Origin of the sequence: Bradyrhizobium liaoningense (genome assembly GCF_018130825.1) — a bacterium.
In the GTDB taxonomy this organism is placed as follows: domain Bacteria; phylum Pseudomonadota; class Alphaproteobacteria; order Rhizobiales; family Xanthobacteraceae; genus Bradyrhizobium; species Bradyrhizobium liaoningense_B.
In genome coordinates, this window is sequence record NZ_JAFCJS010000013.1 from 24,544 (window position 1) to 51,371 (window position 26,828).

Annotated in this window: 22 protein-coding genes; 9 read left to right on the forward strand and 13 right to left on the reverse strand. The window is 64.4% G+C overall.

Annotated elements, in window-relative coordinates; genetic code table 11:
* Nucleotides 1-9: 9 nt before the first annotated feature.
* Nucleotides 10-249 carry an outer membrane protein gene (locus JQ603_RS35845; RefSeq protein ID WP_212347642.1) on the forward strand — a complete coding sequence of 80 codons (240 nt, stop codon included), beginning with the start codon at nt 10-12 and terminating at the stop codon, nt 247-249.
* A 117-nt stretch (nt 250-366) separates the two neighbouring features.
* On the opposite strand, the gene JQ603_RS35850 is transcribed toward JQ603_RS35845, so the two are convergent.
* The 3 genes from JQ603_RS35850 to JQ603_RS35860 all read right to left on the reverse strand — a co-directional run bounded on the left by JQ603_RS35850 (nt 367) and on the right by JQ603_RS35860 (nt 8,746).
* Complete coding sequence (locus JQ603_RS35850) at nt 367-1,677, reverse strand: HlyD family type I secretion periplasmic adaptor subunit (protein WP_212347645.1); 1,311 nt, start codon at nt 1,675-1,677, stop codon at nt 367-369.
* Nucleotides 1,674-3,428 carry a type I secretion system permease/ATPase gene (locus tag JQ603_RS35855; protein ID WP_212347648.1) on the reverse strand — a complete coding sequence of 585 codons (1,755 nt, stop codon included), beginning with the start codon at nt 3,426-3,428 and terminating at the stop codon, nt 1,674-1,676. Before JQ603_RS35855 ends, JQ603_RS35850 begins: the two co-directional genes overlap by 4 nt.
* A gap of 68 nt (nt 3,429-3,496) precedes the next feature.
* Nucleotides 3,497-8,746 (reverse strand): beta strand repeat-containing protein, encoded by a 5,250-nt coding sequence (locus tag JQ603_RS35860; RefSeq protein ID WP_212347650.1) that lies wholly within the window; start codon nt 8,744-8,746, stop codon nt 3,497-3,499.
* Between the two features lie 674 nt (nt 8,747-9,420).
* Between JQ603_RS35860 and JQ603_RS35865 the strand changes: the two genes are divergently transcribed.
* The 3 genes from JQ603_RS35865 to JQ603_RS35875 all read left to right on the forward strand — a co-directional run bounded on the left by JQ603_RS35865 (nt 9,421) and on the right by JQ603_RS35875 (nt 11,867).
* On the forward strand, nt 9,421-9,894 hold the full coding sequence (locus tag JQ603_RS35865; protein WP_212347653.1) for a GNAT family N-acetyltransferase: 474 nt from the start codon (nt 9,421-9,423) through the stop codon (nt 9,892-9,894).
* A 193-nt stretch (nt 9,895-10,087) separates the two neighbouring features.
* The gene (locus JQ603_RS35870) at nt 10,088-10,561 is read left to right on the forward strand and encodes a cupin domain-containing protein (protein ID WP_212347656.1); all 474 of its coding nucleotides are present in this window, start codon (nt 10,088-10,090) and stop codon (nt 10,559-10,561) included.
* Between the two features lie 448 nt (nt 10,562-11,009).
* Nucleotides 11,010-11,867 carry an HD domain-containing protein gene (locus JQ603_RS35875; protein WP_212347659.1) on the forward strand — a complete coding sequence of 286 codons (858 nt, stop codon included), beginning with the start codon at nt 11,010-11,012 and terminating at the stop codon, nt 11,865-11,867.
* Nucleotides 11,868-12,028: 161 nt separating this feature from the next.
* Here JQ603_RS35875 and JQ603_RS38380 read toward each other — a convergent pair whose 3' ends face one another.
* The 7 genes from JQ603_RS38380 to JQ603_RS35910 all read right to left on the reverse strand — a co-directional run bounded on the left by JQ603_RS38380 (nt 12,029) and on the right by JQ603_RS35910 (nt 16,637).
* On the reverse strand, nt 12,029-12,151 hold the full coding sequence (locus tag JQ603_RS38380; protein ID WP_283817490.1) for a hypothetical protein: 123 nt from the start codon (nt 12,149-12,151) through the stop codon (nt 12,029-12,031).
* Between the two features lie 743 nt (nt 12,152-12,894).
* Nucleotides 12,895-13,101, reverse strand: coding sequence for a YodC family protein (locus JQ603_RS35885; protein WP_212347664.1), 207 nt, complete (start codon nt 13,099-13,101; stop codon nt 12,895-12,897).
* Nucleotides 13,102-13,390: 289 nt separating this feature from the next.
* Complete coding sequence (locus JQ603_RS35890; RefSeq protein ID WP_245004094.1) at nt 13,391-14,131, reverse strand: HAD family hydrolase; 741 nt, start codon at nt 14,129-14,131, stop codon at nt 13,391-13,393.
* Nucleotides 14,128-15,015, reverse strand: a complete 888-nt coding sequence (gene hemF / locus JQ603_RS35895; RefSeq protein ID WP_212347670.1) for an oxygen-dependent coproporphyrinogen oxidase — start codon at nt 15,013-15,015, stop codon at nt 14,128-14,130. Before hemF ends, JQ603_RS35890 begins: the two co-directional genes overlap by 4 nt.
* Before the next feature lie 128 nt (nt 15,016-15,143).
* Nucleotides 15,144-15,509 (reverse strand): 6-pyruvoyl trahydropterin synthase family protein, encoded by a 366-nt coding sequence (locus JQ603_RS35900; protein ID WP_212347989.1) that lies wholly within the window; start codon nt 15,507-15,509, stop codon nt 15,144-15,146.
* A 17-nt stretch (nt 15,510-15,526) separates the two neighbouring features.
* Nucleotides 15,527-16,159: a 7-carboxy-7-deazaguanine synthase gene (gene queE / locus JQ603_RS35905; protein ID WP_212347673.1), complete on the reverse strand. Its 633-nt coding sequence runs from the start codon at nt 16,157-16,159 to the stop codon at nt 15,527-15,529.
* A gap of 10 nt (nt 16,160-16,169) precedes the next feature.
* Nucleotides 16,170-16,637 carry a tRNA (cytidine(34)-2'-O)-methyltransferase gene (locus JQ603_RS35910; RefSeq protein WP_212347992.1) on the reverse strand — a complete coding sequence of 156 codons (468 nt, stop codon included), beginning with the start codon at nt 16,635-16,637 and terminating at the stop codon, nt 16,170-16,172.
* A gap of 281 nt (nt 16,638-16,918) precedes the next feature.
* Between JQ603_RS35910 and petA the strand changes: the two genes are divergently transcribed.
* From petA to JQ603_RS35935, 5 genes are all read left to right on the forward strand, one after another.
* Entirely contained in the window at nt 16,919-17,449 is a 531-nt protein-coding gene (gene petA, locus JQ603_RS35915; protein ID WP_011085272.1) for a ubiquinol-cytochrome c reductase iron-sulfur subunit, read from the forward strand.
* 63 nt (nt 17,450-17,512) lie between these two features.
* Nucleotides 17,513-19,585, forward strand: a complete 2,073-nt coding sequence (fbcH, locus tag JQ603_RS35920) for a cytochrome b/c1 (protein ID WP_212347676.1) — start codon at nt 17,513-17,515, stop codon at nt 19,583-19,585.
* Nucleotides 19,586-19,824: 239 nt separating this feature from the next.
* Nucleotides 19,825-20,499 carry a dienelactone hydrolase family protein gene (locus JQ603_RS35925; protein ID WP_212347679.1) on the forward strand — a complete coding sequence of 225 codons (675 nt, stop codon included), beginning with the start codon at nt 19,825-19,827 and terminating at the stop codon, nt 20,497-20,499.
* Nucleotides 20,500-20,922: 423 nt separating this feature from the next.
* Nucleotides 20,923-23,088 carry an anthranilate synthase component I gene (locus tag JQ603_RS35930; protein WP_212347682.1) on the forward strand — a complete coding sequence of 722 codons (2,166 nt, stop codon included), beginning with the start codon at nt 20,923-20,925 and terminating at the stop codon, nt 23,086-23,088.
* Nucleotides 23,089-23,205: 117 nt separating this feature from the next.
* Nucleotides 23,206-23,745, forward strand: coding sequence for an adenine phosphoribosyltransferase (locus tag JQ603_RS35935; protein WP_036024845.1), 540 nt, complete (start codon nt 23,206-23,208; stop codon nt 23,743-23,745).
* A gap of 52 nt (nt 23,746-23,797) precedes the next feature.
* On the opposite strand, the gene JQ603_RS35940 is transcribed toward JQ603_RS35935, so the two are convergent.
* The 3 genes from JQ603_RS35940 to JQ603_RS35950 form a co-directional block, all read right to left on the reverse strand.
* Nucleotides 23,798-24,466, reverse strand: a complete 669-nt coding sequence (locus JQ603_RS35940; RefSeq protein WP_212347685.1) for a hypothetical protein — start codon at nt 24,464-24,466, stop codon at nt 23,798-23,800.
* 60 nt (nt 24,467-24,526) lie between these two features.
* Nucleotides 24,527-25,279, reverse strand: a complete 753-nt coding sequence (locus tag JQ603_RS35945; RefSeq protein WP_212347688.1) for a hypothetical protein — start codon at nt 25,277-25,279, stop codon at nt 24,527-24,529.
* 209 nt (nt 25,280-25,488) lie between these two features.
* The gene (locus JQ603_RS35950) at nt 25,489-26,697 is read right to left on the reverse strand and encodes a M48 family metallopeptidase (protein WP_212347692.1); all 1,209 of its coding nucleotides are present in this window, start codon (nt 26,695-26,697) and stop codon (nt 25,489-25,491) included.
* Nucleotides 26,698-26,828: the final 131 nt, after the last annotated feature.

Consider the following 26,828-nt stretch of genomic DNA (forward strand, 5'->3'; position numbering starts at 1 on the left):
CTGGGCTCCATGAACGCTTCTGACAGTGTCGTCCTGATCGGCTACGCGGTTGGCGGCGGTGTCGAATACGCCTTGGGGGCAGGGTGGTCGATCAAGGGCGAATATCTGCACATGGGCTTCGGAACGAAAAGCTACAACTTGACTGGCTCGCTTCAATCTCCGGCCGGGTTGACGGGCGTCATCGCGACTCACGTCGATATCAAGTCGAGCTTCGACATCGCCCGCATTGGTGTGAACTATCACTTCTAACCAGCAGATCCGAATTGGGGGTGGAATGGGAGGCATCAAGTCTCCCTTTTCGCAAGCGCGCGCCGATTGCGCGCAAGTGTCGAAGCTAACTCGAAGCTGACGTTTTCCGTGCTCGCACTAGCGCTCGCGCCAGGCGCGCATCAGCTGATCGGAGAACGGCTTGACGAGGTACGACATCACGGTGCGCTGACCGGTCTGAATGAAGGCTTCGACCGGCATGCCGGCGATCAGCTTGAGGTCGCCCAGCCGTGCCAGCTCGGCCTCGGGAACGGCGATGCGGGCCACATAGAAGCTTGTCGTGCTCTTCTGGTCGACAGCGACGTCGGCGGACACGTGGCTCACTTCGCCGTTGAGCTGGGGCGTGGTGCGCTGGTTGAAGGCCGAAAAGCGCAACAGCACCGGCTGGCCGACCGACAGACGATCGATCTCGTGCGGGGGAATCCGCACCTCGACGACCAGCGCGTCGTGGGCGGGGACGATGAGCATGATCTGCTCGCCGGGGCTGATCACACCGCCGACGGTGTGCAGCGCCAGCTGATGCACGGTGCCGTCCTGCGGCGCGCGAATATCGATGCGCTTGAGCTGATCCTCGGCGGCGACCCGTTTCTCGACCAGTTCTGAGGTCTTGGCGCGAATCTCGGCGAGATCCTTTCCGACCTCGGTGCGCAGATCCTGATCGATCTGCATGATCTGCAGCGTGGTCTCGGTGATCCGGCCTCTGGCTTCGGCAATGGCGGCGACCAAGGCACCGCGTTCGCCGTGCAGACGCACCGCGTCGCGCTCGAGCGTCGTCAGGCGCGTGATCTGGACCAGATTCTTCCGCCACAGATCGCGCACGCCGAGAAGCTCCTGGTCGATGAAGGTGGTTTCGCGGTCTTTCGCCTGGATCTGCTCGTCGAGCCCGCGGATCTGCTCGCCAAGCTGGCCGATGCGCTCGTTGAGCTGCGCCTTCTTGCCGGCGCGGGCGGCGCGGCGCAGCTCGAACAGTTTGCGCTCGCCGACGATCAAGCGAGCGACATCCGGATCAGCGGCACGCCCGACGAGGTCCACGGGAAAGCCGAGCCAGTCCTGGCCGTCGCGCTCCGCCTCGAGCCGCGCCCGGCGCGCCGTCTGCTCGTCAAGACTCTTTACGACGATCAGGAGATTGGCCCGCGTCACCGTCTCGTCGAGGCGCACGACCACGTCGCCGGCCTTCACCCGCGCCCCCTCGCGGACGTTGAGTTCTCCGACCACGCCGCCGGTCGGGTGCTGCACCTTCTTGGTGTAGCTGTCCACCACCAGCGTGCCGGAGCCGATCACGGCGCCGGCCAATTCCGTGGTCGCCGCCCAGCCGCCAACGCCGCCGGCGAGAACGATGACCCCGACGAGGCCGGCGCAAAGATGCCGGCGGATCGAGCGCGGAACCACGTTGATCGGCTCGCGGGTCATGGACCAGCTCCCTCGGTCACGACCTTGAGCGGCACCGGCCCCGCTCGCGGCTGCACCATCTTGGTCAGAAGCGCGTCCTTGGGTCCGGACGCCTGCACGCGCCCCTCGGCCATCACGATCAACTGGTCCACGGCCGCGAGCGCGCTGGTGCGATGCGCGACGACGATGACGATGCCGCCCCGCGCGCGCACGCCGTGAATGGCATGCGTCAGAGCCTGGTCGCCCTCGGCGTCGAGATTGGAGTTGGGCTCGTCCAGCACCACCAGGAAGGGATCGCGGTAGAGCGCGCGGGCGAGCGCGATGCGCTGCCGCTGCCCGGCAGAGAGCGCCGCGCCGCCTTCGCCGATCGGGGTGTCGTAGCCCTTCGGCAATCGCAGCAGCATCTCGTGCACGCCCGCCGCCCGCGCGGCGGCGATCATCGCCTCCGCGTCGGGGGTCGGTTCGAAGCGGTTGATGTTCTGCGCCACCGTGCCGGCGAACAGCTCGACGTCCTGCGGCAGATAGCCGATGTGGCGGCCGAGCGCCTCGGAGCTCCATTGGTCGAGCGCGGCGCCGTCCAGCCGCACCTTGCCGCGCGCCGACACCCACACGCCGACGATGGCGCGCACCAGCGACGACTTGCCCGATGCGCTCGGACCGACGATGCCGAGCCCCTGTCCCGGGGTCAGTGCGAAGGACGCTTCCTGGACCACGAGGGTCTGTTCGCCCGGCGGCACCACGGAGACGGCCTCGACGGCGAGCGCTTTGCACGGCGGCGGCAACGGCGTCTTCTCCTCCTCGGCCGGGAGTTGCGCCCAGTACTGCTGCAGGCGTTTCCAGCTCTGCCGGGCCGCAGTCATGCTCTTCCAATGGGCGAGGGCGAGCTCGACCGGCGCGAGCGCGCGCGACGCGAGGATCGAGCCGGCAATGATGATTCCGGCGGTCGCCTCCTGGATGATGACGAGATAGCCGCCGACGCCGAGCACCGCCGATTGCAGCACCATGCGGAGCACCTTGGAAACGGAGCCAAAACCGCCGGTGATATCGGCGGCACTGCGCTGGGTGGCCATGTAGCTGTCGTTGGCCTCCGCCCAGCGCGCAGCGAGGCGCCCGCGCATGCCCATGGCCTGCAAGACCTCGGCGTTCCGGCGGCTGGCCTCGGCGAGCGCATTGCGCTGCGCGATCTGGCCGGCGACTTCCTTCATGCGCGCACGCGTCAGCCGGTTGGTCAGAAGGGTCAGGGACACGAGCACCAGCGAGCCGATCGTCGCCGTGAGCCCGATCAGCGGATGAAACAGGAAGCAGATGGTGAGGTAGAACGGAATCCACGGCAGGTCGAACAGCGCGGTGGGGCCGAGCCCGGAGAGATAGCTGCGCACCTGGTCGAGGTCGCGCACCGGCTGCAGCCCGTCGCCGCTCGCGCGCGCACGCAGCGGCCAGCGCGCGACGATGTCGTAGGCGCGCGCCGAAAATGCGCGGTCGAGCCACTCGCCGATGCGGACGAGGATGCGTCCGCGCAGAATGTCGAGGAATGCCTGGAACACGTAGAGGGCGCCGACCAGCGCGGCGAGGCCGATCAGCGTCGGCACGCTGTGGCTCGGCACCACGCGGTCGTAGACCTCGAGCATGAAGAACGAGCCCGTCAGGTACAGCACGTTCAACATGGCCGTGATCAGGCCGAGCCCGACCAGCACGCCGCGGCAGGCCTGAAGCGGCGACGACAGATGATGCGCTTGCGATGACTGGTTGAAGTCAGGTTCCTGGAATTTCATGCAGCATGACCAGCCCGGTGGAGGGTGCCGGCTGTGCGCCGAAGGGGCGGACAGCCGGCGCGTGCGGTTCAGACGTTGATGACGCCGTCGTGGTTTCCGTCGATCTTGACGGAGAACGTGCTGGAAGCCGTATCCCCGTCGGCATCGGCGATCTGGACGGTGAAGTCGAGCTTCTCGTCGGGCGCCGGCTGCGACTGGATCAGGCTGAACCCGCCGATATCGAAGGTGTTGTTGTCGTTGCCGACAACGGTGTCATGGGCGCTGATGTTTTCGATCAGGACCCGGTCGTGGGTCGTTGCACCCGTCGACCACGACACCTTGTCGCCGGTGCTCAGCCCGGTGATGATCAAGTTGCCGTCGGCATCGATCGTGGCGACCGGAGTAAATTGCGAGCTGCCCGTCTTGACGACGAAGTCGGTGACCGAAGCCGACGTGATATTGACGTGCGTGTCGTTGGTGAGCCCGTCGACGAACCCCGTCCCCGGCTCGTAGGTGGTGTTGAAGGCCGTAATCTTGACGGTGACGGGACCGACGCCCGGGTTGGTCTGGTTGACGGTGAAGGACGCGCCCGTGGCATTGAAGACGTTCTGGAAGTCGATGTTGGCTTCGACGTCGGCCTCGTTCTGGTCCAGATTCGGCACGAGGAAGTTCGTGTTCGTGCCCGTCACGTAGGTGATGTAGGCGCCTTCAGTGGGATAGTTGGCGTTGTCATTGAGCTGGTTGCCGTTGACACCGAACGAGGTGGTGCTGCCGGCCTGGCTGATATTGAGCACGTCCTTGGTCGTGATATTTCCGCCCTGGGACTGGTTCAGCGGATTCTCCCCAACCACCACGATCTGGGTCGAGGCCGGATCGCCGAAGGTCATGAAGAGGTTGCTGCCGGAGGGCGCCCCGGCGAAGCTGAAGCTGATCTCCGCAGGCGGAGGATTCTGCAGGACATCGAAGGTGTAGTTGCCGCCGGACAGGGTCAGCTTGAAGAAATCGATGTCGCCCGCGTCGTGTGTGCTGTTGCCATTTACGTCCTTGTAGTAGGTGGCGACGGTATTGCTGTTCGTGAGATCCCGGAGCAGCGTCATCTGCGAGACCGTGCCATCCAGGATCGTCAGGCTCGCCGGCGAGCTGGTGAGGCTGTAGGTCGCCGGGTCATCCGCGCCGACCACTCCGTTGAGCGTCTTGGTCACGGTAGAGAGAGCAGAGAAGTCCACCTGGCCATCGGCGATGGGCCCGATGGTCGGCCCGTCGTCCTGGAACTGCACGGCATCGCCGATGCCGGTCGAGCTCGTCGCGGTGTCGCCGTCGCCGTCGGTGACCGTCACCACCGCCAGCAGCGCAGCGTCGGTGATGTTGATCGACTCATCGTAGCTGGCACCTCCTGTGGGGTGTTTCAGCGAGGCGTATTGCGCCACACTGACGACACCGCTCGTGCTGTTGATCGCCACCGCGAAGGCCGCGGCCCCGGCGGCACTGCCGATGCGGCCGACCACCAGGTCGCCTTCCTTGAACAGGAAGATGCTGGTGCCGTCGGTGGTGTCGAGGCCGGAGTCCGCCCCTGCGGCGGACACTGCCAGCGAGAAGGCGATCGTTCCGCCCTCCTGGTCCGCGCCAAGCGAGCTTCCGGTCGAGCTCACGACGGGGGTCGCGTCCTGCGCGAAGCCAGCCGTCAGATCGGTGCTGACATTGCTGACGCCGGTGAACAATGCCGCCACCGTGGCGTCGGTGGTGTCATCGGCATCTGCCTGAACATTCGCGGTCTCGTCATGCGCCACCGTCGCGGCGCCCTGGACGATCGCTGCCGTCGGGCCGTCGTCCTGGAACTGCACGGCATCGCCGATGCCGGTCGAGCTCGTCGCGGTGTCGCCGTCACCATCGGTGACCGTCACCACCGCCAGCAGCGCGCCGTCGGTGATGTTGATCGCCTCATCGTGGCTGGCGCCGCCGGTCGGATGCTTCAGCGAGGCATATTGCGCCACGCTGACGACCCCGCTCGAGCTGTTGATCGCCACCGCGAAGGCCGCGGCCCCGGCGGCACTGCCGATGCGGCCGACCACCAGGTCGCCTTCCTTGAACAGGAAGATGTTCGTGCCGTTGGTGGTGTCGAGGCCGGAGTCCACGCCTGCGGCGGACACCGCCAGCGAGAACGCGATCGTCCCGCCCTCCTGGTCCGCACCAAACGCGCTTCCGGTCGAGCTCACGACAGCGGACGCATCCCGCGCGAAGCCGGCCGGGCTCAGGTCGGTGCTGGCATTGCTGACGCCGGCGAACAGCGCCGACACCGTGGCGTCGGTGGTGTCATCGGCATCGTTCTGATTGCCCGCGGTCTCATCATGCGCCACCGTCGGTGCGCCCTGCGCGATCCCCGCCGTCGGGCCGTCGTCCTGGAACTGCACGGCATCGCCGATGCCGGTCGAGCTCGTCGCGGTGTCGCCGTCACCATCGGTGACCGTCACCACCGCCAGCAGCGCAGCGTCGGTGATGTTGATCGACTCATCGTGGCTGGCACCTCCTGTGGGGTGTTTCAGCGAGGCGTATTGCGCCACACTGACGACGCCGCTCGAACTGTTGATGGCCACCGCGAAGGCCGCCTGGCCGGATTGAGTGCCGATGCGGCCGACCACCAGGTCGCCTTCCTTGAACAGCAGGACGTTCGTGCCATTGGTCGTATCGAGGCCGGAGTCCACGCCTGCGGCGGACACCGCCAGCGAGAACGCGATCGTTCCGCCCTCCTGGTCCGCGCCGAACGAGCTTCCGGTCGAACTCACGACGGGGGTTGTGTCCTGCGCATAACCGGTGGGGCTCAGGTCGGTGCTGACATTGCTGACGCCCGCGAACAACGACACCACCCCGGCCGCGGTCGTGTCGTCGGCATCGGCCTGGACACCCGCGGTCTCGTCATGCGCCACCGCCGCGGCGCCCTGGACGATCGCTGCCGTCGGGCCGTCGTCCTGGAACTGCACGGCATCGCCGATGCCGGTCGAGCTCGTCGCGGTGTCGCCGTCGCCGTCGGTGACCGTCACCACCGCCAGCAGCGCGCCGTCGGTGATCGACACTGATTCATCGTGGCTGGCGCCGCCGGTCGGATGCTTCAGCGAGGCGTATTGCGCGACGCTGACGACCCCGGTCGAGCTGTTGATCGCCACCGCGAAGGCCGCGGCGCCGTTGGAACCGCCGATGCGGCCGACCACGAGGTCGCCTTCCTTGAACAGGAAGATGTTGGCGCCGTTCGTCGTATCGAGGCCGGAGTCCACGCCTGCGGCGGACACCGCCAGCGAGAACGCGATCGTCCCGCCCTCCTGGTCCGCGCCAAGCGAGCTTCCGGTCGAGCTCACGACAGGGGTCGCGTCCTGCGCATAACCGCTCGGGCTGAGGTCACCGCTGACATTGGTTACGCCCGCGAACAGCGCCGCCACCGCGGCGTCGGTGCTGTCGTCGGCATCGTTCTGATTGCCCGCGGTCTCGTCATGCGCCACCGCCGCGGCGCCCTGGACGATCGCTGCCGTCGGGCCGTCGTCCTGGAACTGCACGGCATCGCCGATGCCGGTCGAGCTCGTCGCCTGATCGCCGTCACCATCGGTGACCGTCACCACCGCCAGCAGCGCACTGTCGGTGATGTTGATCGCCTCATCGTGGCTGGCGCCGCCGGTCGGGTGCTTCAGCGAGGCGTATTGCGCCACGCTGACGACGCCGGTCGAGCTATTGATCGCCACCGCGAAGGCCGCGGCCCCGGCGGCACCGCCGATGCGGCCGACCACCAGGGCGCCTTCCTTGAACAGGAAGATGCTGGTGCCGTCGGTGGTGTCGAGGCCGGAATCCACGCCTGCGGCGGACACCGCCAGCGAGAACGCCGTCGTCCCGCCCACGGAGTCGGTACCGAACGAGCTTCCGGTCGCGCTCACGACAGCGGTCGCATCCCGCGCGAAGCCGGCCGGGCTCAGATCGGTGCTGACATTGCTGACGCCTGCGAACAGCGCCGCCACCGTGGCATCGGTGGTGTCATCGGCATCTCCCTGGATACCCGCGGTCTCGTCATGCGCCACCGTCGGCGCGCCCTGCACGATCCCCGCCGACGGCCCGTCATCCTCGAAGTGGACGGCCGTGCCGACCACGGCGCTCGCGGCGTTGGCGCTGCTGAGGCTGAAGCCGCCGATGTCGAAGGTGTTGTTGTCGTTGCCGGCAATGCCGTCGGTGGCGCTGATGTTCTCGATCAGGACGCGGTCATGGGTCCCGCTCGTCGTCCACTGCACCTTGTCGCCGCTGCTAAGGCCGGTGATGATCAAGTCACCGTTGGCGTCGATCGAGGCGGCCGGAGTAAACTGCGTCTTGCCTGACTTGACGACGAAGTCGGTGAGCGAGAATGATGTGATACTGACGTGCGTGTCGTTGGTGAGCCCGTCGACGAAATTCACTCCCGTCTCCAGGGCGGTGTTGAAGGCCGAGATCTTGACCGTGACGGGTCCGACGCCCGGGTTCGTCTGGTTGACGGTGAAGGACGCGCTGGTCGCATTGAAGACGTTCTGGAAATCGATGTTGGCTTCGACATCGGCCTCGTTCTGGTCCAGATTGGGCACGAGGAAGTTCGTGTTCGCGCCTGTGACAAAGGTGATGTACGCACCTTCACCGGGGTTGATCTGGTTGCCGTTGACGCCGAACGAGGTGGTGCTGCCGGCCTGGCTGATATTGAGCACGTCCTTGGTCGAGATGTTTCCGCCCTGGGATTGATTGAGCGGGTCCTTGCCTATCACCACGATCTGGGTGGAGTTCGGATCGCCGAAGGTCATGAAGAGGTTGCTGCCCGACGGCGCACCGGCGAAGCTGAAATTGATGACCTCGCTGACCGCGACCTTGAGGTTGGTGCCCAGGTCGATGGAATCATCGGGGTTGCTGGCATTGGGATGCTGCAGCGCCTCGTACTGGACGCTCCAGAGCTTGCCGCCGCTCACCGGGCTCCCGGTCTCCTCGAGATAGACCGCGAAGACGATGACGCCGGCCGCGGTCTTTCCGAGCACGATGTTGTCGTTCGCGGTGTCCGTGAACAGAAATACCTCCTCGCCGTCATTGGTGAAGAGGCCGCTCGTGTCACCGTCCAGCGCGCCGCCATTCGCATCGGTGAAGGCGATGTTGCCGACCGACCCCGTGACGCCGCTGATGGTGATGACGTTGCCGCTGCTGACCGCGTGGTTGATCTCCGTGGCCGGAGCGCTCAGTGCCGCCAGCCGAGTTGAAAATGCGGTCGGGAGGGTGGTGTTGGTATCGTCATTCTGCAGGCCGGGGGTTTCGTCGAGGGTGACGATCGTGCCGGTAGGAGTGACTGTAAGTGCCATGATATCCATCCTCCAGAATGATTATGGGTGAGCTATGCACTCCAGAAATTCCACACGCCGGCTCGTCGGCGGTCCACTGCGTTTGCCACGAGGAGCCGTCGGTTCTTCGAAAACGATAAGCTGAATGGGGCGTAGCGAAGCTCGCGCCTACATCGCGTTCGCCCTTTCTGCCCTGCTTGAGGCGCCCGTCGGAGAGAGAGGTACCGGCAAGAAAATGATCAAACGCTTTTGCATGCTATGCTCCTCGATCTGCTGCAAACTGCTGCGGACGACTCGTGGAGAAGCAACCGAAACATTGTCGCTGAAATCGCGACACCTGCACTACGCTGCGGCTGAGCGTAGTGCTCACGAAAGAAATGCGAGCAACCTACGAATTAAGTTCCCTAGTAGATGGGCGGGAAAGTTCCCGGTAAATGGGCGAAGAGGTAGTACTACCTTTGGCGTGGCCGCATTGCCGTACCATCGGCTCTTCGCTGTGCAGGATGCATCTGCCCCCCGATACAACCGGCAACGCGCGAGACGAATTCGACAGATAACTAGACCTGTGATGCGCGGTAGGAGTGAGGTTTCTGCTTGGCAGCCAACAATGTGACGAGGTTCATCATGGCGGATATCGTCTGTCCAGCCGGCATGTCTGACCTGGACGCTAGGTGGCGCCGATTGGGGAAAGCGCGATGATCCGTCGTGCCCACGCGTCAGATATCTCTCGGGTGGCTGCTCTCTATCACGCGGTTTGGCACGAGACCCAAGCTCCCTTCATGCCCCACGCAGAAATTATCCGTCGATCCATGGAATTCTTCATGGAAAGGATGACGGCGCTCTTGCATTCGACCTTGGTAACCGAATTGAACGAAGAGGTTGTGGCGCTTTCGGCGTGGAGAGGCCAGCTTTTGGGCCAACTTTTTGTAGCGATGCCACATCGAGGGACGCGCGTCGCGTCAAGTCTGCTGACAGCCTCTGAAATCGAGATGGCCAAGGGAGGCATTGCCGAGGCAGAACTGCACTGTGTCGTTGGCAATGAACGTGCGCGCCGTTTCTACGAGCGCATGGGCTGGCATCACAAAGCGAAGATAATGGAGCAGGTTGCCGGTGAGCAGGGGCAAGTCGATGTCCCGTTCTGGTGTATGACCAAGGTTCTCACCATTTAGCACACGTCCATCGACACTTCCGCTCATCGCAGTGCTCTCGACCGCACCTTGCGACCCTTAGCTGACTCGCGCAGGCTTCCACAGGATCAGCCTGCCATACTTTTGCGGCCCGTGATGAAGCTTGGCCTCCGCACACGCGGTTCTGAGACCAGTGCCCTCCGGCTCCCACCGCCGACCCAGAAAGGATTGAGTGATGACGCACGCGATTTACACAAGGCTGGCATCTTCATTGAATGGCCTTGCAACTGCGGCGTTTCTCACGCTGGTCGGATCGACGCTGGCTCTTGCCCAGGATGCGGTCGTCGCAACGCTTCCTCAGGACATTCATTTCGAGGGACATGCCGGAGCGGTGGGGCTCGCGACCCTGTATGGCGACCCGAAGAAGGCGGGAGTGTTTTTGGAACGGGTGAAGATCCCGGCTGGCTACAAGATCATGCCGCATTGGCATGGTGAGACACGAATGGCCGTCGTTCTGTCCGGCACCTTGTACTATGCGAACGGCGATCAGTGGGATGAGAGCAAATTTAGGGCATACCCGCCCGGCTCGTTCCTGATTGAACCAGCGAAAATCTCTCATTTCGCGATGGCAAAGGACGGCGAGGTCGTTCTTCAAGCGACGAGTGTCGGTCCGAGCAGCACGGTCAGGATTGAACAAGCGAAGAAGTAGGTCTGCGGTGGCGCACGTCTCAGCCTGAATGTTCGCTTCCGGCCGATCTGCGAAGTCGCAGCATGGGTCATTGTGGTCCGCTTGGCAGGGCGGAGCGGACTTGCTCCGTCTGAGGTCTCCGCGTTTCCTCCAACGGCCGCGGCGGAGCAGCTCGTCGCGTAGATGATCCCGGCGCAATCGGCATTCGCGCCGGGACTGTGAATCGAACGCCATACCCATAGCGTCGGCTTGCGAGCCCAAACCGGAAGTCGCCCGGCATGGCCGTCATCGACGGCTTGTGACGCTCAGCAGAAGTCGCTACTGGGCACACGCGCAGTCCGGCGTCGCTGCTGTTGATCTAAGTCAATGATCACCCATCCTTTGGCTTCACACCACTACGGTCGTCCTCTCCCTCCCGATCCTGCAGAAGGCCTCCTGAAGGTTCGGCGACCAAAGTGAGAGATTGCTCATGATAACGATCCCAGAACTGACGTCCCAGGCGCTCGGTGCGTTCCTGATCTCGGAGACAAGCGGTCGCTTCGGCTCGTCCCACGCCAACTTGCCGGAATTGCTCCCCTATGCAGCAAAGCTGGCCCTGGAATGTATTGGTAACAGCGATGCACTCTACCACAACGTCGAGCACACCTTGTTGGTCACGCTGGTGGGGCACGACATCCTGATCGGGCGCTCCCTTCTTAGGCCAACGACGGCTAGCGACTATGCTCACTTCATCCTGGCGTGCCTGCTTCACGACATTGGCTACGTTCGGGGAATAGTTCACGGAGACGAGGACGGTACCTATGTGGTTGATGGTACCGGCCGAACGGTTAAGTTACCGATCGGCTCCTCCGATGCAGCGCTTGCGCCCTATCATGTCGACCGCTCAAAATTATTCGCCGTGGAGCGTCTTGACGCAGTTGACGAAATTGACGCCGCTCGCGTTGCCCAAGCCATCGAATACACTCGTTTTCCTTATGCAGAGGCATCAGCGAACGAACTCAAGGATGATCTTGATGAAGAGGAAGGTTTGTTGCTTCGCGCCGCCGACCTGATCGGACAGCTCGGCGATCCGAACTACATGAGGAAATCAAATGCGCTGTTCTACGAGTTCGAGGAGATAGGACTCAACAAATCGCTCGGATACGCCACGCCCGCGGACGTGGTGTACAAATATCCTCAGTTCTACTGGACCAAGGTCGCACCGCACATCCAAACTGCCATTCGCTATTTGAATGTAACCTCGAGCGGAAGACAATGGATCAGCAGTCTCTATGGCAATGTCCTTCGCGCTGAGCGAGAGGTCGGACTTTCTGGTCCGGAGCTATAGGCGTTCCAATACTGTGATTTCGGGTTGATCCCGATCAATTCTCCGACGCTCAGAACTGACGATAGCTGACATGGCCGGTGGCTCCGTCCCGATGGAATCGGAACGGAGACACTCCTTCTTCGAGCGAACCGGAATGCACGTCGCTCGAAAATGCTTTCGCGCTAGCGCTTCGATCGCTTGAGCTCGGCGACCTGAAACTTGTTGCCGGCGGAGAGGCTGCTGCAGACCCAGTAGGCTCTGTTCCGATAGTCGCCCAGGAACACCCTGGTCTCGACGCAATCCACGTAGCTCTTGTGAGTGATGGTGTCCGTGCAGGTCGGCGAGAAAGGTGCATTGGCTTGTCCGCCGCCCGACTCGCTGCACCCGACCCAGGGATCCTTGCCGTGTCTGAAGCTTGTTTGACAGCCACCGTTGCAACTGCTGGCGACTTTCTCCAGCGCGGCAAGCCTCGCCAATGGTGAACCCGGCGCCGGCGCTGGCGTTCGGCCGGTTGACGGTTCACCGGTTGCCGATCGGATGCGGCGGGTTGACGAGGTCGAGCGAGATGCCCCGGTGTTGACCGCCTGTTTCGGCCTTGCCGCCTGCTTCGGCGCTTCGACCGTGACGGAGGGGACCTGGGTGGCGGGGCTTGTGGCCGTTTGCGACACGGCCGGGCCGCACAGCAAGACCATTGACAAGAAAGCGAAGGCTGAAGGCGCGACAAATCCTGGCGACAATCTCATGATATGTCCTTTCGCGGACGGACAATCCGTCCCAATCAGGCACGCCGCAAAATGCTAGCCGAAACTTCCGAACCTGACTACCGGGGGTTGAAACGATTTCTGCGGATGACTGCCATGCACATGGTGACGGAGGAGAATGCGAACTACACGCTCCAGGCGGCTGCCATGTCAGCTCCATGTCAGCTCCTGGCCCCTCCGCGACATCCACCGATGTCCGCTATCGCGCCGTGATCGGCCGAGAAGCGGACAGCGGGAGCGCCGGAGCGGAACGCTCCGATCCGACGAGGATGCGGTTTTAGTGGTGTCTACTCCTCGTCGTCGTCCTCGTCTTCGTCGTCTTCATCCTCGTCCTCTTCCACCTGCACCAGCGCGGCCAGCGGCAGCGTCTCGCGGAAGAGATCGCCTTCCATGCCCATCCAGAGGCAGAGCGCCTCGTCCGCCTTCACCTCCGCAACCGTCAGCGGCTGGCCGCCGGATTTCAGCATCACGACATCGCCGGCTTTCAAGTCCATGGATTGTCCTTTCGGGTTGATCGACCCGGCGGAGGCTAGCAGGCGGTCATGACACGGGGAAAACGGCGGAGCGGGGCGATGGCTTGCGTCGGCCTATGCGCGAACCGCGCGAATGCGGGGAGACGGCTCACGCGGGAAACGTCTTCACCGGACGCATCCCCGACGATGGCATTATGCCCCTGTTTTGCCCGACGGGTCAAACGCGTTTCGTAAAATCCGTAAGCTTTTGATTCTGCAGCAGCCGGCTACTGTGCATGGGGTTGTTTTCGCAATTTTTGTTTGCGCCCCGTTACGGCTGGTCCGGCACCAGTTCGGTCAGCGAGCGGATGATGCGGTCGGGCTTGACGGTCGAGCCCTCGGGCAGGCCCTCGCCGTGCACGTCCATCCAGATCGCATAGATGCCGAGGCGCTGCGGCGTCACGACCTCCCATTCCAGATTGTCGCCGATCATCCAGGTGTCCTTGGCGGTGACGCCGAGCGCGTCCATCGCGTGCAGATAGGCGCGCTCCTCGGGCTTGCCGAAGCCGTGCTCGCCCTCGATCTGGATGTGGTGAAAGCGGTGTGCCAACTCGAACCGCTCGACCTTGGCGCGCTGCATGTCGGCGGCGCCGTTGGTCACCAGCGCGAGCTTGATGCCGAGCGCCTTCAGCCTGTCGATCGCCTCATGCGCGCCGGGGAAGACGAACATCTCCTCCTCGCGATAGGCGGTGAAGCGGTCGGCGAGGCGGATGGCGAGATCGTCGGGAAGGGCGCGATGGCCGGCCGCCGCAAGCGCGGCAAAGCCGCCCTTGACCGTCAGGTGCCGCGCCTCGGCGAGCTTCATCCGCCAGGCGGCTTCCGCATTCGCCCAGAAGTTTCGCGCGAAGGCCAGCACGGCGGTCGCGACCTGCGCCGGCGGCAGCGGCGCAAGCTCCTCGGCGAACTCGTTCGCGATCGTGTTCCAGGCGATCTCGGGCCGGCCATAGGCCGACAGGATGGTGTCGTCCATGTCGATCAGCATGGCGCGCGGCAGCGGTCTCACAGCGCTCATGGCCACTTCACCTCCGGCGGCAGCGACGACAGGATCGAGTCCACATTGCCGCCGGTCTTGAGCCCGAAGATGGTGCCGCGGTCGTAGAGCAGGTTGAACTCGACATAGCGGCCGCGCCGGATCAATTGCTCCTCGCGGTCCGCAGCGGTCCAGGCGCTCGCGAAATTGCGCCTGACGATGTCAGGATAGATCTTCAGGAAGGCGCGGCCGACATCCTGGGTGAAGGCGAGGTCGGCGTCCCAGTCGCCGCTGTCGTGCCAGTCGTAGAAGATGCCGCCGATGCCGCGCGCCTCTTTCCGGTGCGGCAGGTAGAAATATTCGTCGCACCATGTCTTGTACTTGTCGTAGTCGGCAACGCCGTTCGGCTGGTCGCAGGCTTCCTTCATCGCAGCGTGGAAGGCGATGCTGTCCGCATCCTCCTGCGTGCGCCGGCGCTCCAGCACCGGCGTCAGGTCCGCGCCCCCGCCGAACCAGGCTTTTGTCGTCACGACGAAGCGTGTGTTCATGTGCACGGCGGGGACGTGCGGATTGCGCATATGCGCGATCAGCGAGATGCCGGAGGCCCAGAATTTTGGATCCTCTGCGGCGCCGGGGATCTGCGCGCGAAACTCGGGCGCGAATTCGCCGTGCACGGTCGAGCAGTGCACGCCGACCTTCTCGAACAGCCGGCCTGACATCATCGACATCACGCCGCCGCCGCCGGCCGCGCCGGTGTGGTCGGTGCGGTGCCAGGGCGTGCGTTCGAAGCGGCCGGCCTCGCCGGGATAGAGGCTTCGCGGCGCATCATCCTCGAGGTGCTCGAAGCTCGCGCAGATGTCGTCGCGCAAGCGCTCGAACCAGGCGCGGGCGCGGCTCTTGCGGTCTTCGATCGTTGAGGCGTCCATATCCAAATCCCAAACCGGCTCTCGTAGGGTGAGCAAAGGCGCCCCTGCGCCGTGCCCACCACCCTTCATCGTCGCGCTCGATGGTGGGCACGCTGCGCTTTGCCCACCCTACGAGACCGCGATCGTAACTACTCTTGCGGACCGTAATAGGTGCAGCTCTCGTTGCAACTGTCGCGGTGGATGCTGACGCGGGTCAGCTTGCCGATATGCTGTAGCCGCTCCCAGACGAAGCGCGAGAGGTTTTCCAGCGTCGGCTTGCCCAGCGCTTCGATCTTGTTGAGGTACTTGTGGTCGAGCGTGAGCCGGACATCCTCGATGGCGCGCTGGAGCAGGCCGAGATCGACCACCATACCGGTGTCGGGGTCGGGCGTGCCGCGCACGGTCACCTCGGCGCGGAAGGAGTGGCCGTGGATCTCTTCGCTCGCTGCGCCAAAGGTCGTTCCCGACAGCGAATGCGCCGCCTCGAAGCGGAACGATTTCGTCAATTCCCACATCTGTTCGAAAACCAATCCTATCTGATGCCGAGCGATTTATGCGTCTGCACGCTGAGCCGCCATTGCGGATGCTGCAGGCAGTAGTCGATCGCCCGTGCGGTGTTCTCGGCGACCTCGGGCCCGTCCATCGGCTGCAGCGAGAAGCGCTCGAAGGCGAGGCCTTCGAAAGTCTCGGGAGCGGCGAGGGCCTGCGGATAGACCAGCTTCAACTCGTGGCCGCGGCGCAGCACGAGCTCGCTGCCGCCCTTGGGGCTGACGCAGATCCAGTCGAGTCCTTCGGGCGCCTCGATCGTGCCGTTGGTCTCGACGCCGATCTCGAAACCTCGCGCATGGAGCGCCGCGATCAGGGCGTCGTCGACCTGGAGCAGCGGCTCGCCGCCCGTCAGCACCACATAGCGGTTGGCCGCTGAGGCCGTCCATTGTGCGGCGATGGTGTCGGCGAGGTCCGCGGCCGAGGCATAGCGGCCGCCCAGCGTGCCGTCGGTGCCGACGAAATCCGTGTCGCAGAACTTGCAGGTCGCATCCATGCGGTCGGCCTCGCGGCCGCTCCAGAGGTTGCAGCCGGCAAAGCGGCAGAACACCGACGCGCGCCCGGCATGGGCGCCTTCGCCTTGCAGGGTCAGGAAGATCTCCTTGACCGCGTAACTCAATTGTCTCTCCTCAATCCTGTGGACCGCTGGGGTTCCGGGTCTGCCGCAGCGCTTCGCCTGCGGCCATCGCCGCGCTCATGGCGACATTGAGCGATCGCAGCCCTGCCGCGATCGGGATCACCAGCCGCGCATCGGCGGCCTCGACCACCGCGTCGGTGACGCCGGCGCTCTCGCGTCCGAATAGCAGGATGTCCGACGTCTGGTAATGAAAATCGCGGTAGTCGGTGGCGGCCTTGGTGGTGAACAGCAGCAGGCGGTAGCCCTGGCCTGCGCGCCAGTCCTCGAATTTCGCCCAGGAGTCGTGCCTGACGATACTGACATGGTCGAGGTAATCCATTCCCGCCCGGCGGAAATGCCGGTCGGAGACCGGGAACCCCGCGGGTTCGATGATATGGGCGGCCATCCCCAGGCAGGCGCAGAGCCTGAGAATCGTGCCGGTGTTCTGGGGGATGTCGGGTTGGAAAAGCGCTATCTGCATGGGCGGCGGCGGGTTGGTTGCGGGCGGGAAATGTCTCAATAAAACATCGCCTGCCCGGGAATTCGTGCATTGCACGCTTCCCCGCCGTTAGCGGGCTTGCGCTCGCCCGGCAAGGGTGCCAATAGAACGATTCTGGACTGCTGTTTTCGCCCTGTTTTGGTGGGGACAAGCGAAGTTCTGCCGCCGCGGGGGGCCGCGGGCGCCGGCAGCACTGTTCTGGGGACCTTTGGGGGGCTCCTGGAACGGTTCCACCGGCAGCATAAGAAGAAAGGGTTGGAATCGTGACGACAGCGTCTTCGGCGGACCATCCGACACGCCGTGATTTCTTATTCGTTGCAACGGGGGCAGCTGCAGCAGTAGGGGGCGCGGCCGCGCTCTGGCCCTTCATCTCTCAAATGAATCCTGATGCCTCGACCATCGCCGCCGGTGCGCCGATCGAGGTCGATCTCAGCCCGATCGCCGAGGGCCAGGACATCAAGGTGTTCTGGCGCGGCAAGCCGATCTACATCAGCCACCGCACCAAGAAGCAGATCGACGAGGCACGCGCCGTCAACGTGGCGAGCCTGCCCGATCCGCAGTCCGACGAGGCCCGGGTCAAGTCCGGCCACGAGCAGTGGCTGGTCGTGATCGGCATCTGCACCCATCTCGGATGTATCCCGATCGCTCATGAAGGCAACTACGACGGGTTCTTCTGCCCCTGCCATGGTTCGCAATACGACTCGTCCGGCCGCATCCGCCAGGGGCCCGCGCCCGCGAACCTGCCGGTGCCGCCGTACCAGTTCGTTTCCGACACCAAAATCCAGATCGGCTGAGCTTCGGGCCTTCGTCCGAAGCTTCGCGCCGTCTCGTCGTAGTTATTTCCTCAGGATCGCATCATGAGCGGACCATCCGACTACCAGCCGAGCAATCCGGCCCTGCAATGGATCGAGCGGCGTCTGCCGATCTTTGGTCTCATCCATTCCTCCTTCGTCGCTTATCCCACCCCGCGCAACCTGAACTATTGGTGGACCTTCGGCGCCATCCTCTCCTTCATGCTGGGGATGCAGATCCTGACCGGCGTGATCCTGGCGATGCACTACACGCCGAATGCCGATCTCGCCTTCAAGTCGGTCGAGTTGATCGTCCGTGACGTGAACTACGGCTGGCTGCTGCGCAACATGCACGCGGTCGGCGCCTCGATGTTCTTCGTCGCCGTCTACGTCCACATGTTCCGCGGCCTTTATTACGGGTCGTACAAGGAGCCGCGCGAGGTGCTGTGGATCCTCGGCGTCATCATCTACCTCCTGATGATGGCCACCGGCTTCATGGGCTACGTGCTTCCCTGGGGCCAGATGAGCTTCTGGGGCGCCACCGTCATCACCAACCTGTTCTCCGCCATTCCCTATGTCGGCGAGAGCATCGTGACGCTGCTGTGGGGCGGCTATTCGGTCGGCAACCCGACGCTGAACCGCTTCTTCTCGCTGCACTATCTCTTGCCGTTCGTGATCGCGGGCGTCGTTGTGCTGCATGTCTGGGCGCTGCACGTGGCTGGCCAGAACAATCCTGACGGCGTCGAGCCGAAGACGGAAAAGGACACGGTGCCGTTCACGCCGCACGCGACCATCAAGGACATGTTCGGCGTCGCCTGCTTCATGCTGCTCTACGCCTGGTTCATCTTCTACATGCCGAACTATCTCGGCGACGCCGACAACTACATCCCGGCGAACCCGGGCGTGACGCCGCCGCACATCGTGCCGGAATGGTATTACCTGCCGTTCTACGCGATCCTGCGCTCGATCCCGAACAAGCTCGCCGGTGTCATCGCGATGTTCGGGGCGATCATCATCCTGTGCTTCCTGCCCTGGCTCGATGCCGCCAAGACCAGGTCGTCGAAGTACCGCCCGCTGGCCAAGCAGTTCTTCTGGATCTTCGTCGTGGTCTGCATCCTGCTCGGCTATCTCGGCGCGCAGCCGCCGGAGGGCATCTACGTGGTCGCCGGCCGCGTCCTGACGGTCTGCTACTTCGCCTACTTCCTGATCGTGCTGCCGCTGCTCTCGCGCATCGAGAAGCCGCGGCCGGTGCCGAACTCGATCTCCGACGCGGTGCTTGCCAAGACCGGCAGCCGATCGACGCCGATGGTGTCGACCGCGATCGTGCTGGCGCTCGCCGGCTCGCTGTTCGCGGGCTCGATCGACAGCGCGAAGGCTTCCGAAGGCAGCGACACGCCTCCGGGCAACAAATGGTCGTTCGCCGGCCCTTTCGGTAAGTTCGACCGCGGTGCGCTCCAGCGCGGCCTGAAGGTCTACAAGGAGGTCTGCGCCAGCTGCCACGGCCTGTCCTACGTCGCCTTCCGCAACCTTTCGGAAGCCGGCGGACCCGGCTACTCGGTCGCGCAGGCGGCGGCGTTCGCCTCCGACTACAAGATCAAGGACGGTCCGAACGATGCAGGTGACATGTTCGAGCGCCCGGGCCGTCCGGCGGACTACTTCCCCTCGCCGTTCCCGAACGAGCAGGCCGCGCGCGCGGCGAACGGCGGCGCGGCGCCGCCCGACCTGTCGCTGATCACCAAGGCGCGCTCCTATAAGCGCGGCTTTCCCTGGTTCATCTTCGACTTCTTCACCCAGTACCAGGAGCAGGGCCCGGACTACGTCGCGGCGGTGCTTCAGGGGTTTGAGGAGAAGGTGCCGGAGGGCGTCACCATCCCGGAGGGCTCGTACTTCAACAAGTACTTCCCGGGCCATGCCATCAAGATGCCGAAGCCGCTCAGCGACGGCCAGGTGACCTATGACGACGGCTCGCCGACCACGGTCGCGCAGTATTCGAAGGACGTCACCACCTTCCTGATGTGGACCGCCGAACCCCACATGGAGGCCCGCAAGCAGCTCGGCTTCCAGGTGTTCGTGTTCCTGATCATCTTCGCGCTCATGATGTACTTCACCAAGAAGAAGGTCTGGGCCGACTCGCACTGATCGGCGCGCGACGAGAAACGAAGAAGCCCCCCGCAAGGGGGCTTTTTTATTGGCTGTCATTCCGGGGCGATGCGTCAGCATCGAGCCCGGAATCCATTCATCCACCAACTCCGTGGCCCAATGGATTCCGGGTTCGCGCTTCGTGCGCCCCGGAATGACAGGAGTGTGGATTGCGTCATCGGCTCTCACCCGCCAAAATACCGCCAACCGCTCCCCCAGAAACTCACCCGGAGGACACCATGGGAACCGCCATCACCTTCAAGCGCCCGGACGGCAAGGACGCCTCGGGCTATCTCGCCAATGCCGCGCGCGGCAACGCGCCGGGTGTGGTCGTGATCCAGGAATGGTGGGGTCTGTCGGACCAGATCAAGGGCCTGTGCGACCGCTTCGCGCTGGCCGGCTTTGATGCGCTGGCGCCCGATCTCTACAAGGGCAAGGTGGTGCCGTATCACGACATGGATTCCGCCAACAAGGAAATGAACTCGCTCGACTTCATGGACGCCACCACGCAGACCGTGCGCGGCGCCACGCAGTACCTGTCGCGCAATGGCGCCAAGGTCGGCCTGACCGGCTTCTGCCTCGGCGGCGCCGTGACCATCATCGGCGCGACGAAAATCCCGGAGCTTGCGGCCGGCGTCGTGTTCTACGGCATCCCGCCGGAGCAGGCGGCCAAGCCCGCCGACGTCAAGATCCCGCTCCAGGCCCATTTCGCCAACAAGGACGATTGGTGCACGCCGGAGCTGGTCAGCGGCTTCGAAAAGGCCATGAAGGCCGCCGGCAAGTCGCTGGAGCTGTTCCGCTATGACGCCGAGCACGCCTTCGTCAACGAGCAGCGCCAGGCCGTGCACGACCGCGAAGCCGCCGAGCTCGCCTGGGGCCGGGCGACTGAGTTTTTCAGGAAGCATCTGGGGTAGGGGGTGCGCTAGTCGCGCCGGTGTAGTCCCGGCGAAGGCCTGGACCCATAACCACAGGATCTTGTGGCTGAGGCGGGCTGCCACTTCGAGTCGTCGCCGAACTCAGTTCGGTGGCTGTGGGTCCCGGCCCCCCGTGCGCAATTGCGCACTAGGCCGGGACGACGGCGGAGATCGACGTTGCTCCATCCGGGCTACGGCATGGGGCCCACCCTTGACGCCGCCCCCGGGCCATGGTGAGTATCGCGCCCATGAGCACCGCCGTCCGCCCAGCCCGTCTTTGGTGGCGCACCTCCTGACGAGGTGGCCGGTGCGATTTCTTTTCTCAAAATCGTCGAAGGTCGCCAGCACAGCGCGGCGGCCTGATCGTTTGTCCTGTGTGGCGTTCCCTCGGCAAGTCTCGTAAGAGGACCCCAAGAGGATCACATGAACAGGACAGTCTTTGCCCTTCCGGCCAGAAGTGAGTACGCGACCCGCGCGGGTCTCGCGATCACGCGCGTGGCGGAGCAGTTTACCGGCGGCGCCAACAGGCTCGACGATCTCGTCAACCTGCTCGACCGCCGCCGCGGCGTGGTGCTGTCCTCGGGCACGACCGTGCCCGGCCGCTACGAGAGCTTCGACCTCGGCTTCTCCGATCCGCCGCTCAAGCTCGAGACGGTTGGCGTCAATTTCAAGCTGGAAGCGCTGAACGAACGCGGGCAGGTGCTGATCGCCTTCCTCGGCGATGTGCTGCGCGAGCCCTGCGTGGTGATCTCCGAGAAGTCGACGACGCGCCTTGCCGGTCACATCATCCGCGGCGATGCCCCGGTCGAGGAAGACCAGCGCACGCGCCGCGCCAGCGTGATGTCGCTGGTGCGCGACCTCGTCGCCGCCTTCTCCGCCAATGACGACGGCCTGCTCGGCCTGTTCGGCGCCTTCGCCTACGACCTCGTGTTCCAGATCGAGGACCTCGTGCAGAAGCGCCCGCGCGAGGCCGACCAGCGCGACATCGTGCTGTACGTGCCCGATCGCCTGCTGGCCTATGACCGCGCCACCGGTCGCGGCGTGGTGCTCTCCTACGATTTCACCTGGAAGGGCAAGTCCACCGAGGGCCTGCCGCGCGAGACCGCCGACAGCCCGTATCTGAAGACGCCGCGCCAGGGCTTTGCCGATCACGCGCCCGGCGAATATCAGGCCACCGTCGAGACCGCGCGTGCGGCCTTCGCCCGCGGCGACCTGTTCGAGGCCGTGCCCGGCCAGCTCTTCGCCGAGCCCTGCGACCGCTCGCCGGCCGAAGTGTTCCAGCGCCTCTGCGTCATCAACCCGTCGCCCTACGGCGCGCTGATGAATCTCGGCGAGGGTGAATTCCTCGTCTCGGCCTCGCCCGAAATGTTCGTGCGCTCGGACGGCCGCCGCGTCGAGACCTGCCCGATCTCGGGCACGATCGCGCGCGGCCTTGATGCGATCGGCGATGCCGAGCAGATCCGCCAGCTCCTGAACTCGGAGAAGGACGAGTTCGAGCTCAACATGTGCACCGACGTCGACCGCAACGACAAGGCGCGCGTCTGCGTGCCCGGCACGATCAAGGTCCTGGCGCGCCGCCAAATCGAGACTTACTCGAAGCTCTTCCACACCGTCGATCACGTCGAGGGCATGCTGCGTCCCGGCTTCGATGCGCTCGATGCCTTCCTCACCCATGCCTGGGCGGTCACCGTCACCGGTGCGCCGAAGCTCTGGGCGATGCAGTTCGTCGAGGATCACGAGCGCTCGCCACGGCGCTGGTATGCGGGTGCGATCGGCGCGGTGAATTTCGACGGCAGCATCAACACCGGCCTCACCATCCGCACCATCCGCATGAAGGATGGCCTCGCCGAAGTGCGCGTCGGCGCCACCTGCCTGTTCGATTCCGATCCCGCTGCGGAAGACCGCGAATGCCAGGTCAAGGCGGCTGCCCTGTTCCAGGCACTGCGCGGCGATCCGCCAAAGCCGCTCTCGACCTTTGCGCCCGATGCGACCGGGTCGGGCAAGCGCGTGCTGCTGATCGATCACGACGACAGCTTCGTGCACATGCTCGCCGATTATTTCCGCCAGGTCGGCGCCGAGGTCACCGTGGTCCGCTATGTGCATGCGCTCGACATGCTCAAGCAGAAGAGGTGGGATTTGCTGGTGCTGTCGCCCGGCCCGGGCCGACCTGAGGATTTCGGGATCAAGAAGACCATCGATGCGGCGCTGGAGAAGAAGCTGCCGGTGTTCGGCGTCTGCCTCGGCGTGCAGGCGATCGGCGAATATTTCGGCGGCGAGCTCGGCCAGCTGACCCATCCCGCTCACGGCCGGCCCTCGCGGGTCCAGGTGCGCGGCGGGCGGCTGATGCGCAACCTGCCGAACGAGATCGTCATCGGCCGCTATCACTCGCTCTATGTCGAGCGCGACAGCATGCCGGACGTGTTGTCGGTCACCGCCAGCACCGAGGACGGCGTCGCCATGGCGCTGGAGCACAAGACGCTCCCCGTCGCCGGCGTGCAATTCCACCCGGAATCGCTGATGTCGCTCGGCGGCGAGGTGGGCTTGCGTATTGTCGAAAATGCGTTCCGGCTGGATGCGGGGACGAATTGAGTGCAAGATATTTCACCTCGTCATTCCGGGATGGTGCGCAAGCACCAGACCCGGAATCTCGAGATTCCGGGTTCGGCTCTTCGAGCCGCCCCGGAATGACAACGAAACGAGAAACGAATGACCTTTGACCACGACATCAAGGCGAGCGTCCGGACCATCCCCGACTATCCCAAGCCGGGGATCATGTTCCGCGACATCACGACCCTGCTCGCGGACGCGCGCGCCTTCCGCCGCGCGGTGGACGAACTCGTCAATCCCTGGGCCGGCAACAAGATCGACAAGGTCGCCGGCATGGAGGCGCGCGGCTTCATCATCGGCGGCGCGGTGGCGCATCAGCTCTCGGCCGGCTTCGTGCCGATCCGCAAGAAGGGCAAGCTGCCGCACACCACCGTGCGGATCGCCTACTCGCTCGAATACGGCATCGACGAGATGGAGATGCATGTCGACGCGGTCGCGCCCGGCGAGCGCGTGATCCTGGTCGACGACCTCATCGCCACCGGCGGTACCGCCGAGGGCGCGGTGAAGCTGCTACGCCAGATCGGCGCCAACGTCGTCGCCGCCTGCTTCATCGTCGACCTGCCCGAGCTCGGCGGCGCCGCCAAGCTGCGCGCCATGGACGTGCCCGTGCGCACGCTGATGTCGTTCGAGGGACATTGACTTCTTGTCGTCCCGGCCCCGTGCGCAATTGCGCACTAGGCTGGGACGACGGTCACGACCGCTGCAGGATCAGGCTGAGCTCGAGCTCCCGGAAAGCGATGTAATTCCTCCGCGTCCACTGGTGCAGCTCGGTGGAGTGGTCCTTCTCCTGGCGCAGATAGCCGGTGAAGGAGAAGCTCAGCCGGTCGATATAGGTCTTCAGGAAGCCCGGCAGCGCGGGCAGGCGAAACAGCCGGCCGCCTTCCATTGCAGGCGGCAGCTCGCCGCGCACGACATATTCGTTGTCCACCGTGATCAGGTTCATCCGCGGGATCTGCCCGCGCAACATCTCATGGGCGCGGGCCGAGACGCGGTCAGTGTCGGCGACGAACAGGATCTGCGGCGCGACGTGGCGGCGTGCCGCCTCCTTGAGCAGGCCGATCTCCTCGCTCATCTTGAAGAACTCGTCGAAGGCGTGGAAGCCGAGGTCGATCACCTTGGAGAGCCCGTCATCGACGATGACGCGGTCCATCAGCTGCATCTTGCCGTAGGTGTCGATCACGTCGGCGGTCTCGGTGATCTTCGGCAAATAGTCGAGCAGCGACGGTTCCTTCAGATTGACGTCGAAGGCCGCGACGTTGCCGTTCTTGAGCAACAGGAATTCGCTCAAGAGTCGCGCCAGCAGGGTCTTACCGACCTGCGGGCGGGGCGAGCAGATGATGTAGACGGGCGTAGCGGGCATCAACAGCTATATCAGGCCAACTCACCGCCCAATCCAGCCGTATCAGCCCTGCTTGCGCAACTATTTTTCGGTGTTGCGGGTCGCCGGCTTCGAACCGACGATGTCGGTCAGCCGGATGCGGTCGAACTCGCTCCAGACGTTGGCCAGCCAGTGCCGGACATAGCCGCGCAGCACGAACGAATAGTTCGCGGCCTCGTCGCTGATGCCCTTGTTGGCGACGAACTTCAGGAACGGAACGGATGACACCTCGACCTGCTCATAGGCCATTTCGTTGAGCTTGGGGATGGTTAGCTCGGTCGCGTCCTTGATGCGGTGGAAGTAGGAATTATAGGTCGCCTGGTCCCACTGGAAGAACTGGGTGTCGTTGATGAAGTTCTTCACCAGGAAATATTTTGCGCCGGTCATGAAGCCCGCGGTCTCGGCGATCTCCTCCAGCGAGGCGATCGAGGGTCCCAGGATATGGAACACGGCGAAGGTGATCTGGCCGGCCTTGGCGGCGTCGAGGAAGCCGATGTCGCGCAGCGAAGCCAGCGCCGGCGAGAGCAGGCCGGCGCGGACGTCGATGACGGTGACCGACGGGCTGACAGCGTTGAGCGTGTCAAAGATCTTCATCTGGTCGGCCGTCGTCGTCATGTCGACGATCTCGGTGATGTCGGGGTGGAAGCGCTTCAGGGTTCCGCGCGGCGACTCCGTGTCGAACGCGCGGGTCGGCACGTTGTTGGCTGAGAAATAATCGAGCAGGGTGCGCGATACCGTGGTCTTGCCGACCCCGCCCTTGTCCGCGCCCACCACAACCACTGCCGGCTTTGCCATTGCTGTCCCCTAACGCGCGCCCCCGATCGCGAGGTCGCAATCGGCCGGGCCCCAAATCGATGTCCGAAAGGACGTCCCAAGTCTGCTGTTGGGCGCGAACATGGCAGAAACAAGGGAGAATTCAATTCCTTGCGCCCAGGTTGCGGCAATTCCCGAGGTTTTTCCCGATCGGTGTCAAACCCGCCACGAACCGCGGCCGATTGCGTCGCTCAGTGGCGGCCCCATGGTCCCATCGGATTGCCTGCCGGGGCGCCTGAGGGGTGTGGTGCGGGAACGGGCGGCGGATTGGCCGGACCGGCTGCATCGCCCCATGGCCCCTGCGACAGCGGCGGCGGGGTATCCTGCGTCTCCGGCCGTTCCGTCTCGCCCTGATCCGTCTCCTCAGTGGGGTCCGGCAGCGGACCGGGGTCACGGCCGCCGGCGAATTTGACGAGGGCATCGACGCGGGACTGCACGGAAGGGTGGGTGGCGAACAGGTCGGCAAAGCCCTCGCGCGGATTGTCGACGCAGAGCTCCATCACCGCTGAGGTCGCGCCCGGCAGTTCGCCGCGATTCTCGATCTTGCGCAGCGCCGAGATCATGGCATCCGGATCCTTCGTCAACTCGACCGAGCCGGCGTCGGCGAGATATTCGCGCGAGCGCGACAATGCGAGCTTCACCACCTGGGACATCAGCCAGGCCACCACGATCAGCACGACCGCGATGATGATGACGATCACCGCACCGCCGCCCGAGCTCTTGCTGTCGCTGCTCGAGGAGGACGAGCGCGACGACGAGGAGGAGCCCGAGGACCACGAGCCGCCGGAGTTCCAGCTCAAATTCGTGAACAGGCGGAAGAACAATTCGCCGAAGAAGCCGACCACGCCGGCGATGATGACAGCGACCACCATCAGCTGCACGTCGCCGTTCCTGATGTGGGTCAGCTCGTGGCCCAGCACCGCCTCGATCTCCTTGTCGTTCAGCGCGTTGAGGAGGCCGGTGGTGACGGTGACCGAATATTGCCGCGGGTTGAGGCCAGTCGCGAACGCGTTCAGCGCCGGGCTCTCCATGATCTTCAGCTTCGGCATGGTGATGCCGCGCGAGATGCAGAGGTTTTCGAGCAGGTTGTAGAGGCGCGGCTCTTCCTGCCGGGTGACGTCGTGGCCGCCGGTCACCGCGTCGATCATCGACTGATGGAAGAAATAGGCGATCACGACCCAGAGCGCCGTCACGACCGTCGCGACGGGCGCAGCGACGATCAGATCATGGAAGGCATGGCTCAGGTAGAAGGCGACGGTCCGGTTGCTGTCGATGAGAACTTCGGCGACCAGCGCGCCGGCATAGACCAGCACGTAGACCAGCGCGAACAGACCGCCGAGCAGCAGCATCGAACGAAACTTGTTCGAGGCGATGTGCGTGTAGAGACCATACGCGGCCATGACTGCTTCCGTTAGCTTCTGTCATTCCGAGGCACGCCAACGGCGTGAACCCGGAATCCAGAGCTTAGTGTCGCGGTCGAGGTTCCGGGTTCGCGTCTTCGACGCGCTCCGGAACGACGAAGGTGAGGGTC